The following is an 18,232-nucleotide window of genomic DNA, read 5'->3' as shown; positions in this document are numbered from 1 at the left end:
ATTGATTACTTTACTAAAGGTTGATTTGAAGTTCAAATCAACCTTTTTTTATATCTTTAAACTATGAAAATTCCTGAAAGATATCAACCTAAAAACAACAAATCCTTTGCAAGTTATTGGCAACCAACTAAGGACAACCTACTTCCCTTTTTGTTACCTAAAACAAACATTTCAGATAGTGAAAAGTTAGTACCTTATTACTTTAAAGTAGATGATTTAGCTGATGAAGTAGCTGTTGAATATTTTACAAACACCCCATTTAACCAAGCAATTGCTAAGTTACATACCGATTTTTCTTTGTTTCCATCGAATAAAAACAGGCTTTCATTAGCTACTCAAAATTTATTTCAACAATTGAACGAAGTCCCTTCATGGGTTGACTTTGATTTAGTGAATTTAGGTACATCGTATTGCAATCGTACGGGCACAGCAGCATTATCGGTTTTACGGAATTATTGTTTAATGGGTGGTTACGAATCATCGGCTATTAACAAACCGCTTATATTTACACAAGCATTGCACAAAGGTGCGGTTAAACGTTTAGCCGATACAGTTGATTTTTGGATGTATGTTACCGAAATTAATGGATTAAAACCGAACAATAAAGGTATTTATGCGGTTTTAACTACCAGACTTATACATGCTTATTCGCGCATACAAATCGAAAAAAAATCGGAATGGAAATCTGAATTATGGGGCCGTCCTATAAATCTTTGGGATATGCTGGCAACCAACTTAGGGTTTTCAATTGCTTTTATAGACGGGTTATCGAAATTAAAATTTAAACCAACAGCTAAAGAACTTGAAGCAGTTTTACATTTATGGAAATATGTTGGTTACTTAATGGGCATACCTTTACATTTATTGCCAAACACAGGCGAAGAGGCTGCAAAACAATTGTTTTTATGGAGTAAATCGCAAAAAGGGATCGATACCGATTCTAAACAATTAGCTTGGGCTTTGTATGATGAACCGCTGCGTGTAACGTTTACTAAAAATAAAATAATGAAATGGTTTGTACAAAAAACAAATCTGGGATATAACGAAGTTTTATTAGGAACTGAAAGCAGACAAGAATTGGCACTACCCTATTCAAAAGCCAAATATTGGATTTTATTTTTAAATAAAATCAATGAATATTTTGATACAAAAGCAAAAAGCAATCCTGATTATTATAATAAAATAGCAAAACAAGGGCGTAAAGCTCAAGAAAAAGTTTGGAAACTATACCAACAAGCCAAGTAACTTCTTACTCTACATTAAGTAGAAACAAACACAATTAGGTTACTTTTACAATAAAATTAGAAAGAATGGAATTAGGAATATCAATGTTTGGCGACTTAAAATTAAACGAACAAACCAAACAACGCAAAGCACCTCATCAACGTTTTACCGAAATGTTAGAACAAGTAAAATTAGCCGATGAAGCAGGTTTAGATGTTTTTGAAATAGGCGAACACCACCGTGCAGACTACAGCGTTACCAATCCGCAATTGTTTTTAAGTGCCGCGGCAGCAGTTACAAAAAACATAAAATTAGGATCGGCTGTTACGGTTTTAAGTTCAAGCGACCCAGTTAGATTGTTTGAAGATTTTAGTATGTTGGATCAAATATCTAAAGGAAGAGCTCATATTATGGCTGGCAGAGGAAGTTTTATTGAATCATTTCCGCTTTTTGGCTTTAGTCTAGACGATTACGATGCCCTATTTGAAGATAAACTAATGTTGTTGTTAGATTTAATTGATAAAAACGGCACAGATATTAATTGGAACGGACGTTTAACGCAGAACCTACAAAATGTAAACCTGTATCCTAAACCGTTTCAAGACCAATTACCTGTGTGGATTGCTGTTGGTGGTACACCTGCATCGGTATTAAGAGCCGCACGTTTAGGATTGCCAATTATGTTTGCTATTATTGGTGGAATGCCTATAAACTTTAAACCTTTGGTTGACTATTACAAAGAAAATTATTTAGCTGCAGGGCACGATATTGCAAAAATGCAGGTTGGCATTAATTCACACACTTTTTTAGGAACTACAAGCAAAGTAAAAGATGACTACTTTCCGTTTTATGAAGCGCAAATAAACCAAATAGGTAAAGAACGCGGTTGGGGTGCATTTAGTAAAGAAGCTTTTTTAAACACCACTCAACCTGAAGGTGCTTATTTTATGGGCGAACCAAATGCAGTAATTGATAAAATTTTACAACAACACGAATGGTTTGGACACTCTCGCTTTGTAGCACACATGGATGTTGGCGACCCAGATCACCACTTGCTTATGAAATCTATTGAATTGTTTGGGACAAAAGTGGCTCCAGAAGTACGCAAAGCACTTAAATAATATACCTTATTGCAATTAAGAACAGCCTTTTACAAAAGTAAAAAGGCTGTTTGTTTTATTACTTAATATCCAACTAAAAAATAATTCTACATGGATAAAGATTCTTTGTAAAAAATACCATCAATTGTTTATAAAGATGTAACCTTTGCATTTTCATCAAAAAAAATATACCTATTTCCAAGCGTTCTTTTTTCTTGAATTAAATCTTGGCGAAACTTTTTAGAATAACTATTAACAAATTTGGTTTTATAATACGTGTTATTAATAACGTATAAATCTACATCTAAAGATTTGTAATAATTTAAATCTTTTTCTGTAAGATACTCAATAACTATATAAGGCACAACATTGTTCTCTTTACAAAATCGAATAAAAAATTCAATATTTACACAACTCTCACTTTTACAATGTAAACTCCAAATATACACAAGTGCTGGTTTCTTATTATTTATAATACAATTACGTAATTCAATTCCATTTGTTAAATAGATATTTTTTGATTTATTTTTACAGTCTATATTAGTGAGTAGTTCTTTATATTTATCACTGTTAATGTATAAACCATCAAAACTAACATTTGTATTTACTAAGCTTACATTACAACCGGTAGCTACAAACAGTAATGTTATAAATAAAATTAACTTTCTCAAATTTAAGGTGTTTAAATATTTACTTTATAGCATCAAAAGTATTTTTTTTAATTAATTCGTCAATAATAACATCCAATTATTTTCAATTTAAAACACTAAAAACAAGAAAATTAGCATAAAAATGCTATTAAAAAAATTACTCCATTGCTAAAAGTTTTACAACTTTTGGGCAATATTAATTGAATACTTTTTAAACATGCAATAAGCTATTGACATTAACGTATAAAACACTTTAACTTCATTTACTAAACTTAGAAAATGAAATGTATAATTTAAATAGGTTCACACAAAAAGTGTAAATCTATTTTGATACAAAATAAAAAAGGCATTCAAAATTAAGAATGCCCTTTTAAATACTATTTATTTAATAAAATTGCGTCGATAACGTAATTATAATTTAGTAAATCACGAGAATCTTCATCGTAAATATGTTCCCATTTAAAATCGGGTAAAAAAATACGAGAAGTTGCTTTGCCGTTCCAATCTACCTTTAAATCATGCTTTTCTAAAACTTCAACAACTTTTTTAGCAATTTCTTTGCTAACAGCATCGCTTTCGTTATTAATTTTTTGGAAACTTATATACAAACCTTCGCCACGAACAGCACGTTCTAAATCTTGACCATGATAAAAACAATATCCATTCGATTTTTCGTTATTATCAATCAATGCACGTTCTACTTCTTCAACCTCGTATTCTCCATCTTCATTGGTGTAACCTGGGTAATGTAATGCAATAAATTTAGAATCGGCCAATTCGTCAAAAGCGGCAATTAAGCGCTGCGTTTGATTGTTTGATTCCCAATTTTTGCTTTCCTTTAAAAGTTCTTGGTACACTAAATTTATGTGCTCATGTGCCCAATCTTCAGATATTTCATCTTCAAAACCATTATCTTCAATCTCTTCAACAATACTAGTCTGGATGTCTTCTAAGCTATAAAACCCAGAACGTACTTGCGTGTAAATCGAATCAAAAATAAACTGCTGATCTTCAGACATACTTTGTTTCATACAAATTTGCTTTTAAGCCTTTAACTTTTTAAAATTTTACAATACGAATATATCAATTCCTTTTAAATTTAAAATATACTGAATGCTTTTTTTTACAATATTTAAAATAATTATTGTTTTAATTTAAATTTTAATAAATAATAATGTTTCGGTTGCTTTTTAAAATGAAACCGTAATTTTGCAAACTATTTATAAAAAACTAACTATGAATAAAGGCCTAATTGCTTTGGCTTTTGGCGGTTTAGCCATTGGTATGACCGAATTTACTATGATGGGCATTTTACCAGATATTGCCAACGATCAACACATATCAATTACAAAAGCTGCGCATTTTATTGCCTTATATGCATTTGGTGTAGTTGTTGGCGCACCACTTTTAACCTTATTTACTGGTAAAATTGCACCTAAAAAGGTGTTATTATTTTTAATGATTTTGTTTGTGCTATTTAACGCATTATTTGCGTTTGCACCAGAATACAACTCTTTAGCTGCTACAAGGTTTCTATCGGGCTTACCACATGGAGCCTTTTTTGGTGTAGGATCGGTTGTAGCGGCACATTTAGCTCAAAAAGGAAAAGAAGCACAAGCAATTGCACTTATGTTTACAGGTATGACAATTGCTAATTTAGCAGGTGTACCGCTAGGCACGTATATAGGGCATCATTTTACTTGGCGCATTACTTACGCACTAATTGCCGCATTGGGTGTAGTAACTATTATATGTATTTATTTTTGGTTGCCTAACATTAATAATACCACAACAGGTAATTTACAGCAACAACTTTTATATTTTAAAAAACCAAAAGCTTGGCTTATTGTAGCCATTATATCAATTGGCACAGGCGGTTTGTTTGCATGGATTTCTTACATTGCGCCAATGGTAACAAACGTAGCTAAAATACAAGCTAACAATGTTCCTTACATTATGATTTTAATAGGTTTGGGAATGTTTTTTGGAAATATTTTAGGTGGAAAATTAGCCGATTCATTTTCTCCCACTAAAGCTGCTATTGGTAGTTTTTTAGTAATGGCTTTAACATTAATCATAGTACATTTTACAGCACACATTGAAGTTTTAACTTACGTTATGGCATTTTTTACAGGTTTGGTGGCATTTACAATTGGGTCGCCTTTACAAATGATGTTAATTACTTCGGCAAAAGGTTCAGAAAATATAGCGGCAGCAGCAGGCCAAGCTAGTTTTAATATAGGTAATACGTTAGGTGCATATTTTGGAGGAATACCAATTACTCTTGGCTTTGCTTATAATTCACCCGTATTAGTTGGTGTAAGTATGGCTTTGGTGGGTGCTTTATTGGCAGTTTTGTATCTTAAAAAATACATCCATAATTAAAAACGTTTTGTAGAAAAAATAAACACTTTTATACCAATCATTACCCCTTAAACCTTTTAAAAATCAATAATACACCTATGGCATATTACTTGCATTATAGTAATAGAACATTAAAATTATTGTACTATGAGAAATTTTTTTAAGTTTATTGGCGGTTTATTTTTAATGGTTTTTGTAGTTACAGCCTGTAGCATTGACGACGACCCTGCTAACAACGATTTTTTTATTGGTAAATACAACGGAAATGTAAGTTACAACGATGCCAATGTTAACAAACAAAATAACAACGGAAGCGTTCAAGTTGTAAAAGTAGGTAATACGTACAATTTTTTATTTTCTGATGAAATTCCTGATATTACCGGGGTTGAAATTCAAAAAAACGAAAATTCTGCTGTTATGATTGGATCTACCACTACACATTATATTAAAATAAATGCCAATAATTTAACCATTTTGTTTTTAAAAGATGGCGCTACTTGGACAGCAGATGCCAACAGATAAAAAAAACCAACCTAAAAGGTTGGTTTTTTTTATTCTTTATTATTTAAATTTCTACCTAAAACAAAGCAACTAATAATAAAAGTACAAATTGCAGGTAAAACCCATTCTAAATTGTAAGTTGCCAAAGGCATTATATTTAATAAATCTGCCAAAGTAGTTTCTTTGGGAAACCAACCTACCAACACGCGTAGTAACGATATTACCATAGTTACTAAAAGTGTTATTAAATATGGTTTATTATTGGTAATTGTTTTACCAAATAACAATACAGATAGTATTAAAACCAACGTTACCGGATATATAAAATTTAATAACGCAGCTGCATACTCAATAATGGTATCAACACCTGTAATTGCTAAAAATATTGAAACCAATGTTATAGAAATAACACCTTCAATATAGCCTAATTTTCCACTTGTTAATCGTTCAAAAAAGTTCGCCGAACCAGCCGTTAATGCAATTGCAGTTGTTAAACAAGCTAACAACATAATTGCCGAAATTAAATAAACACCGTTGTTGCCGTAATATTGAGTGGCAATATGCACAAGTATTGATGAATGCGTTACTGTACTGGTATCAGCTTGGATATTTGCTCCCAAATAAAACAAGCCCCCATACACCAACAACATCCAAACTGCAGCATAAATAGCCGATTTTACTACAACTTCTACCTTATCTTTTGTATGTGAATACCCTTTACGAGTAGCACCTACTATTAAAAGTGCAGCAAAAATAACTCCAGCCAACACATCCATTGTTTGATATCCTTCTTGAAAACCAATATAAAAACGATTTTCAAGTATGGTTGCTTGTAAATTAGTCGTTGTACCTAAAAACAAAGCCGGTACTATTAACAATGCTAAAAAGAACAATAAAATTGGAGCGAAAATTTTCCCTAATATACCTGTAATTTTATTTAAAGAAATTGATGCTAGCATAACCGCACCAAAAAACAAAATACATACCCATACCGATTGCGCATCTGGAATAATTGGTTTTATGGCAACTTCGTAAACCGAGGCGCCCGCACGTGGCAATGCAATTAATGGACCAATACAAAGCACATTTATAAACGATAATACAAACGCCAATTTTAAATGCGCACGTGCACCTAAATCGGTAAAATACTTACCCGAAACAGCAACTGCAAAAATTCCTAATACAGGCGCTAAAATTGCTGTAAGCGAAAAACCGCCTAAAGTTTCGGGCCAATCTGCACGAGTTTGATATCCTAAAAATGCGGGTAAAAGTAAATTTCCTGCTCCAAAAAACATAGCAAATAATGCCATACCTAAAAACAGAATCGTTCTTTGCTTTCTTATATCCATTCTTTCTAAATTTTAACTTGACTAACATCAAACATAATGATTTTTTTTAACAAAACCTTAAGTTTCACAAAATAAAACATACTGTTTTAACAACATTTATCTATAAAAGTTTAATCAAATAGCACAAAAAAAGGATTTGTTCATAATTTACCTTTTATTAAAACAGTTTTTAAAAAATAGAATCCTTACACAACACATTTAATTATAAAAGTTACTTACAAAATAGTACATTTGCATAAACAATTTTTTTTGAAAAATGTACAGAAGTGAAAATTGCGGCGCACTACGTTTAGCCGATGTTAATAAAGAAGTTACTTTAGCGGGATGGGTACAAAAATCACGTGATAAAGGTTTTATGATTTGGGTTGATTTACGCGACCGTTACGGAATTACACAACTTATTTTTGATGAATCGCGCACAAATACCGATGTAATGCAACTTGCAAAATCTTTAGGACGCGAATTTGTTATTCAGGTAAAGGGTACTGTTATTGAACGTGAATCTAAAAACACCAACATACCTACTGGCGAAATTGAAGTTTTAGTGAACGAATTAACTATTTTAAACGAAGCACAATTACCGCCTTTTACTATTGAAGATGAAACCGACGGCGGCGAAGACATTCGTATGAAATACAGATACTTAGATATTCGTAGAAACCCTGTAAAAAACAGTTTGCTTTTTAGACATAAAGTAGCACAAGAAGTACGAAACTACCTTTCAAATTTAGATTTTTGTGAAGTTGAAACACCTTATTTAATAAAATCGACTCCTGAAGGTGCACGCGATTTTGTGGTGCCTTCACGTATGAATCCGGGTCAGTTTTACGCGTTGCCACAATCGCCACAAACCTTTAAACAATTGTTAATGGTAGGCGGTATGGATAAATATTTTCAAATTGTAAAATGTTTCCGCGACGAAGATTTACGTGCCGACCGTCAGCCTGAATTTACACAAATTGATTGTGAAATGGCTTTTATTGAACAAGAAGATATTTTAAATGTTTTTGAAGGTTTAACATGCCATTTACTTAAAAAATTCCACAATTTAGATATTGAAAAATTTCCGCGAATGACGTTTGAAGAAGCCATGACTACTTATGGTAACGATAAACCAGACATTCGTTTTGGAATGAAATTTGGCGAATTAAACGCTGTAGCACAGCATAAAGATTTTGCCGTATTTAATTCGGCCGAATTAGTGGTAGGTATTGCTGTACCAGGTGGTGCAACATACACCCGTAAAGAAATTGATGCGTTAATTGAGTGGGTTAAACGTCCGCAAGTAGGTGCATCGGGCATGGTATATGTAAAATGCGAAGCTAACAATCAATATAAATCATCGGTAGATAAATTTTACGATCAAAACGATTTAGCAAATTGGGCTGCTGCAACCAATGCACAAGAAGGCGATTTAATTTTGGTTTTATCAGGACCAGCAAACAAAACACGCGCTCAACTATCGGCATTGCGTATGGAATTAGGTAACCGTTTAGGATTGCGTAAACCTAATGAATTTGCTCCGTTATGGGTAGTTGATTTTCCGTTGTTAGAATGGGATGAGGATTCCGCTCGTTTTCATGCAATGCACCATCCGTTTACATCGCCAAAACCAGAAGATATGCATTTATTAGATACCGATCCTGGTAAAGTACGTGCAAATGCTTACGATTTAGTTTTAAATGGAAACGAAATTGGTGGTGGATCTATTCGTATACACGATAAAGAAATGCAAGCTTTAATGTTTAAACATTTAGGTTTTACACAAGAGCAAGCACAAGAACAGTTTGGCTTTTTAATGAATGCATTTCAGTTCGGTGCTCCGCCGCATGGTGGTTTAGCTTTTGGATTAGACCGTTTAACAGCAATTTTAGGTGGACAAGAAACTATTCGTGATTTTATTGCTTTCCCTAAAAACAATTCAGGTCGTGATGTGATGATTGATGCACCTGCAACTATAGACGATGCTCAATTAAATGAATTATCAATAATGCTAAACGTAAAAGCATAAACAAAATAAAAGAGGCTGTCCGAAAAGGCAGCCTCTTTGTTATTTCGCACTTGATGCGAAATCGCTTTTGATTTATTAAGTATTATGAGAAGCTGAATCAAGTTCAGCTTGACAAGCAGCTCATTTTCGGAGAACATCTTTTAATTTACATCTTATTCTAACTGTAAACGTATAGGCATACGAAAGCGCATGCGAACTGGCTTTTCATCAACTAAAATAGGATGCATTTTTAAACTTTTAATTACCCTTATGGCTTCGGTATCGCACGCTGGACTTAAACTTTTTTCTATATTAACTTTTTCAACAGTTCCATTTTCTTCAACAATAAAAAAAACATATATGGTACCTGAAACAGCTTCTTCTATTGCCTGTTCTGGATATCTGTAATTTTCAATAACATATCTATAAATACTTTTACCTGTTGTTGTGGTATAAGTATTTACGTTACCATCTAATAAATCATTTAAGGTATCGTTTACTGTTTTGGTAGTTTCAGCCAATGGTTCGCTGGTATTTTGCGCTGTACCAACTAAAGTAAAACTACTTATAATAAGTGCTAATAATGTTTTCATATTTTAAAGATATAAAAAAAGTGCCTTAAAAAGACACTTTAGAACTTATTCTACAATAAACTCCACATTTTCAATAACAGAGCTGTGTGGCGCTTTAAACATTAATTTAACTTTTGTATGTTTTTCAGAATGATCTAATTTTAAAGTACCTTGTGTAATTTTAGAATATCCAGCTTCACCTTTGCAATAACAATGTTTACCGTAAACTAGTTTCACTTGCTCTAATTCGGTATCCTTGTATTGTTTTTTAAAAGCGTTTGCTGGTATTTCCATAAACAATTCTTCTTTGTAAAAATCGTCGGCATGTAAATCTTTAGCACGGTTTCTATCAAAGCTATACTCTACTAAAACAGTTTCAGGATTATACTTGGTTTGTGGGTATAATTGTTCAAAACCTTCAAGGTTTAACCCTTTTTCAAATTCGCGAGTTGCAGTTACTTTACCACCTTCGGGTGCTACAGAAATCATAGTTACTTTTTTACCTAACCAATTGGTAGACTCTACGCCTTTTGATGTGCTACAACCAGTTGCCAAAGCAGCAAATGTAAGTAGCGTTAAAATTTTTTTCATTATTTATTTTCCATTAAAATTATTCATTGCATTATTTAAACCTGCTAGTGCAAATTCTTTTACAGCTTGCGAAACTACGCTTAATCGTTCTTTTAAAGCTATGGTTTCTTCATTGCTCCACTCACCCAAAACATAATCAACTTGTTGCCCTTTTTTAAAAGCATCAGATATCCCAAAGCGCAATCTTGGGTATTCTGCACTATTTAAAACCTGTTGTATGTGTTTTAAACCGTTGTGCCCGCCGTCTGATCCTTTTGCTTTTAAACGTATGGTTCCAAAAGGTAAATTTAAATCATCTGTAATAATTAACACATTTTCTTTAGCAATTTTTTCTTTTTCCATCCAAAATTGCAACGCTTTACCCGATAAATTCATGTATGTATTAGGTTTTAGCAAAAGTAAAACCTTATTTTTAACTTTAATTTGAGCCAAAGCACCCAATTTTACCGTTTCAAAATTTTCATTTGCTTCTTGCGCCATAAAATCTACTGCTTTAAAACCAATATTATGACGTGTGTTAACGTAATCGGCACCAATATTGCCTAACCCAACAATTAAATATTTTTTCATTATTTGTGTTGTACTTTCGTTTGTAGGTTTACTAAACCAATTTTTAAAAAAATTCATTGCAAATGTATTAACAAATGGGTAATTTAGAACAAAACTTGTGCAAGTTATGGAAAACTTACTTACTATTTTGGAATTTATTAAAACGTGGTATTGGATTCCGTTAACTTTAGTAAACACAACTGCTTTTATAACCATTTTAATTGAAAACGGCAAACCCGAAAAAACAATTGCTTGGTTAATGGTCATAGTTTTTTTACCTATTATTGGTGTTGTTTTATATTACTTTTTTGGACAAAAATTTAAAAAAGAAAACTATTTTAAAAAATTAGACCATAGGTATAAAACATTATTAGATACACGTTGGAATGATTTAGCACCTTTTATATCTAAAGAAATTGAACTTACCCAAACGTACGACGATCATTTAAACGATGCCTTTGAATATTTGGCTAACACTAAAGTTTCTATACCTACATCAAACAACATTGTAGAGCTTTTAAGCAATGGTGAAGAAAAATTTGCTGTTTTATTAAACGATCTAAAAAATGCAAAACACCACATTCATTTAGAATATTATATTTTTGATGAAGATGAAATTGGCAGCCAAATTTTAAATATTTTGGTTGAAAAAGCAAAAAATGGTGTAGAAATACGTTTAATTATTGATGATTTTGGATCGGGTGCCTTAGCAAAACGTAAAAAATATTACGAGAGTTTGGGAATTCAATTCGAAATTTTCTTACCTGTACGTTTTTCATCATTAGCAAACAGTAATTACCGCAATCACAGAAAAATAATTATTATTGATGGATTAATTGGATATGTTGGCGGTATAAACATTTCAGACAAATATATAAATCCAAATAAATACAATGTGTTTTGGCGCGATACATCAATTCGTATTTTTGGAGATGCTACCAAAGTTTTACAAGCTCAATTTTGGTTACATTGGCAAAGTATCGCTTTAAAAACATATAGTTTAAACGCACATTATTTACCCAAATTATCTAACAATTTCTTAAAAAAATTACCTGTAACATTTGCTTTATCATCGCCTGGTGATACCCCACCGTATATAATGGAAGCAATGATTTTAAGCATTTCTACAGCACAAAAAAGCATTCAACTATGCACGCCGTATTTTATACCTACCGAATCGTTTAAAACCGCATTGTTAATTGCCATTTCTAAAGGAGTTGAAGTTTCGTTAATGATACCCGCAAAAAGCGATTCGGCTGTTGTACAAGCTGCATCTTTATCGTTTTTAAAACCATTTGTTGAACGTGGAATGAACGTTTTTTTATACAAAAAAGGCTTTATTCACGCAAAAACAATATGTATTGACGGCTTACTGAGTTATGTAGGAACAACAAATTTAGACTCAAGAAGTTTTTTAATTAATTTTGAACTTTCGGCATTGGTATTAGACCCTCTTTTTGCTAAACAACTTTCAGAACAATTTTATAAAGATACTTTAGAAAGTAACCTTTTTACAACCGAATTTTGGAATTCAAAAAAATGGTATTACAAAGCATTTGCATCTATTTGCAGATTATTAGCACCGCTATTATAATAATTTAGCAATCCGCATTCCGGCAATTTGTTGCATGCCTGTTGGCTTGGTAACATGATCGTATTTATCACTTTGGTTTATAGCTATTGTAGATGTTGGTAAAATTTTAACCCAAAGCGATATTTCGTCGTTTTTTTGCATTACAACTTCAAAAGGTCCAATTAAAAGTCCGGCGGCAACATCAAAATTGCCATAGCTGTATTTAAATTCGGTTTTCCCTAAAATAGATTCTGAAGAAGAATTAGGATTTTTAATAAGATACAATTCCATATGAATGCTGTCTTTAACAGTACTACCCATAACACCTGGATTTATATTTGCAAAAGCAGAAATTTCATAAGTACCATCGGCAGAAATTGTGATTTTATCGTTTAAAAATTGAGTGATTTTATTATAAACCACATCAATTGGCTGAAAACGTAATTGCTGCATTTCATTAGGAGTATTTTGTAAATGAATACTGCGCAAACTGCGTATATAAAACGTTTTTTCCTGTGCAAAACCACTTATACCAACAAATAGTATTAATAGTTTAATAATATCTTTGAAAACCTTCTCCATCGCTAATTAATTTAATAGTAAATGAAAACGAAACACATTCTTTCTTCTTTTTAGGACATCCCAACTCACAACTTAAAAGCGGATTACTTAATAAACCTGCACTAATAGCGCCAGCTACAACGGCATCTTTTTCTAAATAAACTATGGTTGGATGGACTTTAATTATAGAAAAATCGTCTTGATTTTCTTGATCGTATGATTTCCGTGTTGCAGCTACATATTGTTCAATTCCGCTAGCAATTTGTACAATTCCAAAGTTAACACCTGCCCTGCTGTATTTAATAACGCTGGTACTTGGATTAAATTGAAACGATGCTGAAATTTCGTAATAGCCACTTTCAGGAATTAAAAGTTTTTCGGTTTTTTCATCAATTGCAAATAAAGTGTTTTTAATAATGTGCGCTTTATTCATTTGTATGTAGTGAAAAGTTTTATCGGTACCAGGTCTTAAATTAAAAAACTGGGTAGCGTTACCTTGGTAATGAAACGTTTCTTGTGCATTACCTGCTGTACAAAAAAGTATAAAAATTAAAAAAAACAGTTTGTTCATTCCTTTTCTTTCAAATATAAAACTTTTAGCGGCATAAAAAAAGTTGCAAATTTTAAAAACTTGCAACTTAATTTTTATAGAGAAAAAATTTAGTTAACACCACCACCCATAGCTTTGTAAAGCTGTATGTTAGCGTTCCATAAATTATATTGTGTTGAAATAATGTTTAACTGCGCATTTAATTCACTTTCGGTAGCTGTTAAAACCTCTAAGTAACTAGCCATACCATTGTTTAACAATTCTTGCGAGTAATTCACGGCAGTTGTATAGGCTTCGGCTTCTTGTTGTTTTAAAACCAGTTTCTTTTTATTGATGTCGATTGCATACAACGCATCAGAAATTTCTTTACTAGCATTTAAAACAGTTTGTTTGTAATTTAAAAACGCTTTTTCTTTGTTTGATAAACTTATTTCGTATTGCGTACGAATTTGTCTTCCGTTTAACACTGGTTGCGCAATACCCGCTATAATACTTGCAAAAAACGAAGTTGGATCAAACAATTTTTCAAAATCTACCGATTGCAATCCGCCATTTGCAGTTAACCTTAAAGTAGGATAAAAACTTGCTTTGGCAACATTAGTAAGTTCAAATGCATTTCTAAAACCTAATTCGGCAGCCACAACATCGGGTCTGTTATTTAAAATTTGAAGTGCAATCCCTTCGTTTGTATCAATATTTAAATGTAAATCTGTAAAAGCCGAACGTTCAATTGCATGAGGAAACATTCCTTTTAAAACACTTAATGCGTTTTCTTGATGCTTAATATTATTTTCAATTTCTAATAGCAAAGCTTGGGCGCTTAAAAGTTGAGCTTGGGTTTGTTTAACTGCAACTTCGGTAATTCGGCCTGCATCTTTTAAGGCTTTATTCGTTTCTAAACTTTTTGTACGGTTTTCAATAGTTTTTAAAGCCATTTGCTTTTGTGCATCTAACGCCAATAAATTGTAATAATTTGATGCTACCATTGCAACCAATTGCGTTTTAACCGCTTTATGTGCAGCAACAGTTTGTAAATAAGTAGCTTGTGCAGCTAATTTTTTACTGTTGATTTTACCCCAAATATCAGCTTCCCATCCTAAACTTCCTGTAATATCAAACTGATCTAACCGTTGGCGTTGACCTAAAATTTTACCAAATTGAGTATTTATTGAATTTACCGAATGCGTGTAGTTAGTACCTATTGAAAAGGTTGGCAAATACCCCATTTTACCTTGTAAAAGGTACGATTGCGCTTGATTAATATTTTCTAAAGCAACCCGAATGTCTAAATTATTATCTAACGCAGTTTGTATGTGCTGTTGTAAAAAAGCATCGGTAAAAACTTGTTGCCAAGGCAAAATATTAGTTGCTGTGCTATCTTTAACAACTTGATTTGTATTAAACGATGCATTTTCCCAAGCATTTGGCTTTTCATACGGCTTTGTAGCAATACACGATTGCAATAAAACCACCGTAACAATAGCTAAAGTTATTTTATATATATGTTTCATAATTAATCTTCTAAAGCTTTTTTATTAAATTTTACAGGTTTAATTTTTTCTTGTATCGATTGAAAAATCACAAACAAAACAGGTATTACAAACACCCCTAAAACAGTACCTATTAACAACCCAAATGCCGCACCTGTACCAATTGAACGATTACCAATATAACCAACACCACTTGCAAAAACCAAAGGCAATAAACCTAAAATAAAAGCAAACGAAGTCATTAAAATAGGTCTTAAACGCGCTTTAGCTCCATCAATTGCTGCTTGTAAAATGGTTTCGCCTTGTAATCTTCGTTGCAATGCAAACTCTACAATTAATATGGCGTTTTTAGCAAGCAACCCAACAAGCATAACCAATGCAATTTGAAAATAGATATTGTTTTCTAAACCTGCTACCTTTTGTGATAAAAACGCCCCCATAATACCTGTTGGTAACGATAAAATTACCGCAAATGGCAACATATAACTTTCGTACTGAGCTGCTAATATGAAAAATACAAACACAATACACAATACAAAAATTAGTATAGTTTGCGATCCTGCGTTGATTTCCTCACGAGTTAAACCTGTAAAATCAATTCCGTAATTGTTTGATAATTTTTGTTCGGCTACTTCTTGTACTGCTTTAATAGCATCGCCCGAAGAATAGCCTGGTTTAGGTGCGCCCGATACGTTTGCAGATGTAAACAAGTTAAAACGATTTACCGATTGGGGACCATATACTTTTTCTAAGGTAACAAACTGACTTAAAGGTGCCATTGCCCCCGAAGCGGTACGAACAAACATACCATTTAAACTGGATATATTTTGACGATCACCTGGTAACGATTGTAACATTACACGGTATTGTTTACCAAAACGGGTAAAATCACTTACATAATTACCACCTATATATCCTTGCAAAGCTGAAAAGATATTACTTACCGAAACCCCTGATTGTTTAGCACGTACAATATCTAGCTTAATTTCGTATTGTGCGTAATTGGTATTAAAAGGTGTTTGTGCATACATAATTTCAGGACGTTGCATTAACGCATTAATATATTCTTGAGCAGTTTTATCAAACGTTTTTAAATCGCCTCCCGATTTATCTAACAATTTTAATTCAAATCCGCCCGAGAAACCAAACCCTGGAATACTTGGTGGTTGAAAAAAGATCATTTTAGCTTCGGGAAAGTTTTTCCCAGCCAAACCAAACAATTTACCAATTACTACATCGGTTGCTTTATCGTTGGTAGTTCGTTTAGCAAAAGGCTCCATTTTAATTAACATAAAACCATAATTTGAACCCGAACCCGAAATGATGCTTCGACCAGAAATAACAGTTACCGATTCAATACCAGGAATTTTTTCGGCTTGTTCAGAAAAAGCGCGTTCTAACTTATATACACGATCTACCGATGCACCCGCAGGCAATTCGATATTACCCATTATAAATCCACGATCTTCACTTGGCACAAACCCCGCAGGCATAGTTTTATTTGCTAAATAGGTAATACCTAAACAAACAATTAGTATACTAAATGTAACCCATTTATGTTTAAACAAAAATGCAAATGATTTTGCGTATTTATTTGTCATTGCATTAAATGAGTTGTTAAAAGCTATAAAAAAGCGTTTAACAAAACTTTGTTTTTTACCATGTTCATCGCCGTGTTGCTTTAAAAACAATGCACAAAGTGCCGGACTTAAAGTTAGTGCGTTTAATGCCGAAATACCAATTGCTACAATTAAAGTTACCCCAAATTGCTTGTAAAAAACACCTGTAGGCCCCGTTATAAAAGTTACGGGTATAAAAACGGCACACATTACTAATGTAATTGATACAATGGCTCCTGAAATTTCGCTCATGGCATTTTTTGTAGCTGTAGTGGCATCTTGTTTGGTTTCTTCCATTTTGGCATGCACTGCTTCAACCACCACAATAGCATCATCAACCACAATACCAATAGCTAAAACTAAAGCAAATAATGTAAGAAGGTTTAATGAGTATCCAAATAAATTTAAAAAGAAAAATGTACCAATTATAGATACCGGAACTGCAATAAGCGGTACCAAAGTAGAGCGAAAATCTTGTAAAAAGATATAAACTACAATAAAAACCAAAATAAAAGCTTCTATTAAAGTATGTGTTACTTTTTCTATAGACGCATCTAAAAATTCGTTCGAATCTAAATTGATTTTATACTTAATACCTTCGGGTAAATTTTTCTCTATTTTATCTAATTCTTTTTTAATATCATTAATGATGTCTTGTGCGTTTGAACCTGGTGTTTGGTAAATTGCCATTGCAACTGCAGGATTTCCGTTTAATTCAGAATATCCCCCATAAGTTTGGGCACCTAGTTCAATTTCGGCAACATCTTTTAAACGAAGTACTTGACCATTATCCATTGATTTTATTACGATGTCTTCGTACTGTGTCTCGGTTTTAAATTTACCACTGTATTTAATGATGTATTGAAACGAGGCTCCTGAATTTTCGCCTAATTGACCCGCAGCTGCTTCTAACGATTGTTCATTTATTGCTGCACTTACATCGGCAGGAACCAAACCATGCGCTGCCATTTTTGTTGGATTTAACCACACACGCATTGAATAGTTTTTAGCACCAAATACATTTGCATCGCCCACACCATTTACCCTTTTTAATGCGGGGATTACATTAATATTCATGTAATTTTGAATGTACGTGGCATCGTAATTTTTGTTTTCGGAATAAAACGATAAAAACATTAACGACGATGTTTGCTGTTTTTGGGTAGTAACGCCCGATCTGGTAACTTCGGTAGGTAATAATGGTGTTGCACGTGCTACCCTATTTTGTACGTTTACTGCTGCAATATCAGGATCGATACCTTGTTTAAAAACAATTTGTATAGATGCCGAGCCATCGTTACTGGCTGTTGAGGTAAGATAATCCATACCTTCAACTCCATTAATTTGTTCTTCAATAGGAACAATAACACTTTCAAGCACTGTTTGGGCATTTGCACCTGGATACGATGCTGCAACTTGAACAGTTGGCGGAGCAATGTCGGGGTACTGAGTTACGGGTAAAACCGATAACCCTAAAACACCTAAAATAACTATTAAAATAGAAATTACTGTAGATAATACAGGTCTTTCAATAAAGGTTTTTAGCATA

The 18,232-nt window shown here is 32.7% G+C and carries 16 protein-coding genes; 6 read left to right on the top strand and 10 right to left on the bottom strand.

Going from position 1 to position 18,232, the window contains the following annotated elements:
* Positions 1–63 precede the first annotated feature (63 nt).
* Both P3875_RS10765 and P3875_RS10760 read left to right on the top strand, forming a co-directional pair.
* Positions 64–1,245, top strand: coding sequence for an oxygenase MpaB family protein (locus P3875_RS10765; protein ID WP_303443966.1), 1,182 nt, complete (start codon positions 64–66; stop codon positions 1,243–1,245).
* Between the two features lie 65 nt (positions 1,246–1,310).
* On the top strand, positions 1,311–2,345 hold the full coding sequence (locus tag P3875_RS10760; RefSeq protein ID WP_303443965.1) for an LLM class flavin-dependent oxidoreductase: 1,035 nt from the start codon (positions 1,311–1,313) through the stop codon (positions 2,343–2,345).
* A 128-nt stretch (positions 2,346–2,473) separates the two neighbouring features.
* Here the strand turns inward: P3875_RS10760 and P3875_RS10755 are convergent, their stop codons facing one another.
* On the bottom strand, positions 2,474–2,995 hold the full coding sequence (locus P3875_RS10755) for a hypothetical protein (protein WP_303443964.1): 522 nt from the start codon (positions 2,993–2,995) through the stop codon (positions 2,474–2,476).
* Positions 2,996–3,351: 356 nt separating this feature from the next.
* Entirely contained in the window at positions 3,352–4,005 is a 654-nt protein-coding gene (locus P3875_RS10750) for a DUF6891 domain-containing protein (RefSeq protein WP_303443963.1), read from the bottom strand.
* A 205-nt stretch (positions 4,006–4,210) separates the two neighbouring features.
* Between P3875_RS10750 and P3875_RS10745 the strand changes: the two genes are divergently transcribed.
* Both P3875_RS10745 and P3875_RS10740 read left to right on the top strand, forming a co-directional pair.
* Entirely contained in the window at positions 4,211–5,359 is a 1,149-nt protein-coding gene (locus P3875_RS10745; protein WP_303443962.1) for an MFS transporter, read from the top strand.
* 126 nt (positions 5,360–5,485) lie between these two features.
* A complete protein-coding gene (locus P3875_RS10740) occupies positions 5,486–5,860 on the top strand; it encodes a hypothetical protein (RefSeq protein ID WP_303443961.1) in 375 nt (124 codons plus the stop codon).
* A gap of 29 nt (positions 5,861–5,889) precedes the next feature.
* On the opposite strand, the gene brnQ is transcribed toward P3875_RS10740, so the two are convergent.
* Positions 5,890–7,188, bottom strand: coding sequence for a branched-chain amino acid transport system II carrier protein (gene brnQ / locus P3875_RS10735; protein ID WP_303443960.1), 1,299 nt, complete (start codon positions 7,186–7,188; stop codon positions 5,890–5,892).
* Between the two features lie 256 nt (positions 7,189–7,444).
* On the opposite strand from brnQ, the gene aspS reads away from it, so the two are divergent.
* A complete protein-coding gene (gene aspS, locus P3875_RS10730; RefSeq protein ID WP_303443959.1) occupies positions 7,445–9,199 on the top strand; it encodes an aspartate--tRNA ligase in 1,755 nt (584 codons plus the stop codon).
* 152 nt (positions 9,200–9,351) lie between these two features.
* On the opposite strand, the gene P3875_RS10725 is transcribed toward aspS, so the two are convergent.
* Genes P3875_RS10725 through pth form a run of 3 tightly spaced genes read right to left on the bottom strand, consistent with a single transcriptional unit; the run spans position 9,352 to position 10,911 of the window.
* Positions 9,352–9,771: an energy transducer TonB gene (locus P3875_RS10725; RefSeq protein WP_303443958.1), complete on the bottom strand. Its 420-nt coding sequence runs from the start codon at positions 9,769–9,771 to the stop codon at positions 9,352–9,354.
* 45 nt (positions 9,772–9,816) lie between these two features.
* Positions 9,817–10,341, bottom strand: a complete 525-nt coding sequence (locus tag P3875_RS10720; RefSeq protein ID WP_303443957.1) for a hypothetical protein — start codon at positions 10,339–10,341, stop codon at positions 9,817–9,819.
* A 3-nt stretch (positions 10,342–10,344) separates the two neighbouring features.
* Entirely contained in the window at positions 10,345–10,911 is a 567-nt protein-coding gene (gene pth / locus P3875_RS10715) for an aminoacyl-tRNA hydrolase (protein ID WP_303445439.1), read from the bottom strand.
* A 106-nt stretch (positions 10,912–11,017) separates the two neighbouring features.
* Here pth and cls point away from each other — a divergent pair, with 106 nt between their 5' ends.
* The gene (gene cls / locus P3875_RS10710) at positions 11,018–12,484 is read left to right on the top strand and encodes a cardiolipin synthase (RefSeq protein WP_303443956.1); all 1,467 of its coding nucleotides are present in this window, start codon (positions 11,018–11,020) and stop codon (positions 12,482–12,484) included.
* On the opposite strand, the gene P3875_RS10705 is transcribed toward cls, so the two are convergent.
* The 4 genes from P3875_RS10705 to P3875_RS10690 all read right to left on the bottom strand — a co-directional run bounded on the left by P3875_RS10705 (position 12,479) and on the right by P3875_RS10690 (position 18,231).
* On the bottom strand, positions 12,479–13,045 hold the full coding sequence (locus P3875_RS10705) for a hypothetical protein (RefSeq protein ID WP_303443955.1): 567 nt from the start codon (positions 13,043–13,045) through the stop codon (positions 12,479–12,481). The two genes, cls and P3875_RS10705, sit on opposite strands and share 6 nt — an antisense overlap.
* Entirely contained in the window at positions 13,017–13,595 is a 579-nt protein-coding gene (locus P3875_RS10700; protein WP_303443953.1) for a hypothetical protein, read from the bottom strand. Before P3875_RS10700 ends, P3875_RS10705 begins: the two co-directional genes overlap by 29 nt.
* A gap of 89 nt (positions 13,596–13,684) precedes the next feature.
* Positions 13,685–15,085: a TolC family protein gene (locus P3875_RS10695; RefSeq protein ID WP_303443952.1), complete on the bottom strand. Its 1,401-nt coding sequence runs from the start codon at positions 15,083–15,085 to the stop codon at positions 13,685–13,687.
* Positions 15,086–15,087: 2 nt separating this feature from the next.
* A complete protein-coding gene (locus P3875_RS10690) occupies positions 15,088–18,231 on the bottom strand; it encodes an efflux RND transporter permease subunit (RefSeq protein ID WP_303443951.1) in 3,144 nt (1,047 codons plus the stop codon).
* Position 18,232: the final 1 nt, after the last annotated feature.

Origin of the sequence: Myroides sp. JBRI-B21084 (assembly GCF_030545015.1) — a bacterium.
Classification (GTDB): Bacteria; Bacteroidota; Bacteroidia; order Flavobacteriales; family Flavobacteriaceae; genus Flavobacterium.
Note: the sequence above shows the minus strand (reverse complement) of the source record. Positions and strands in the feature narration are given on the sequence as shown.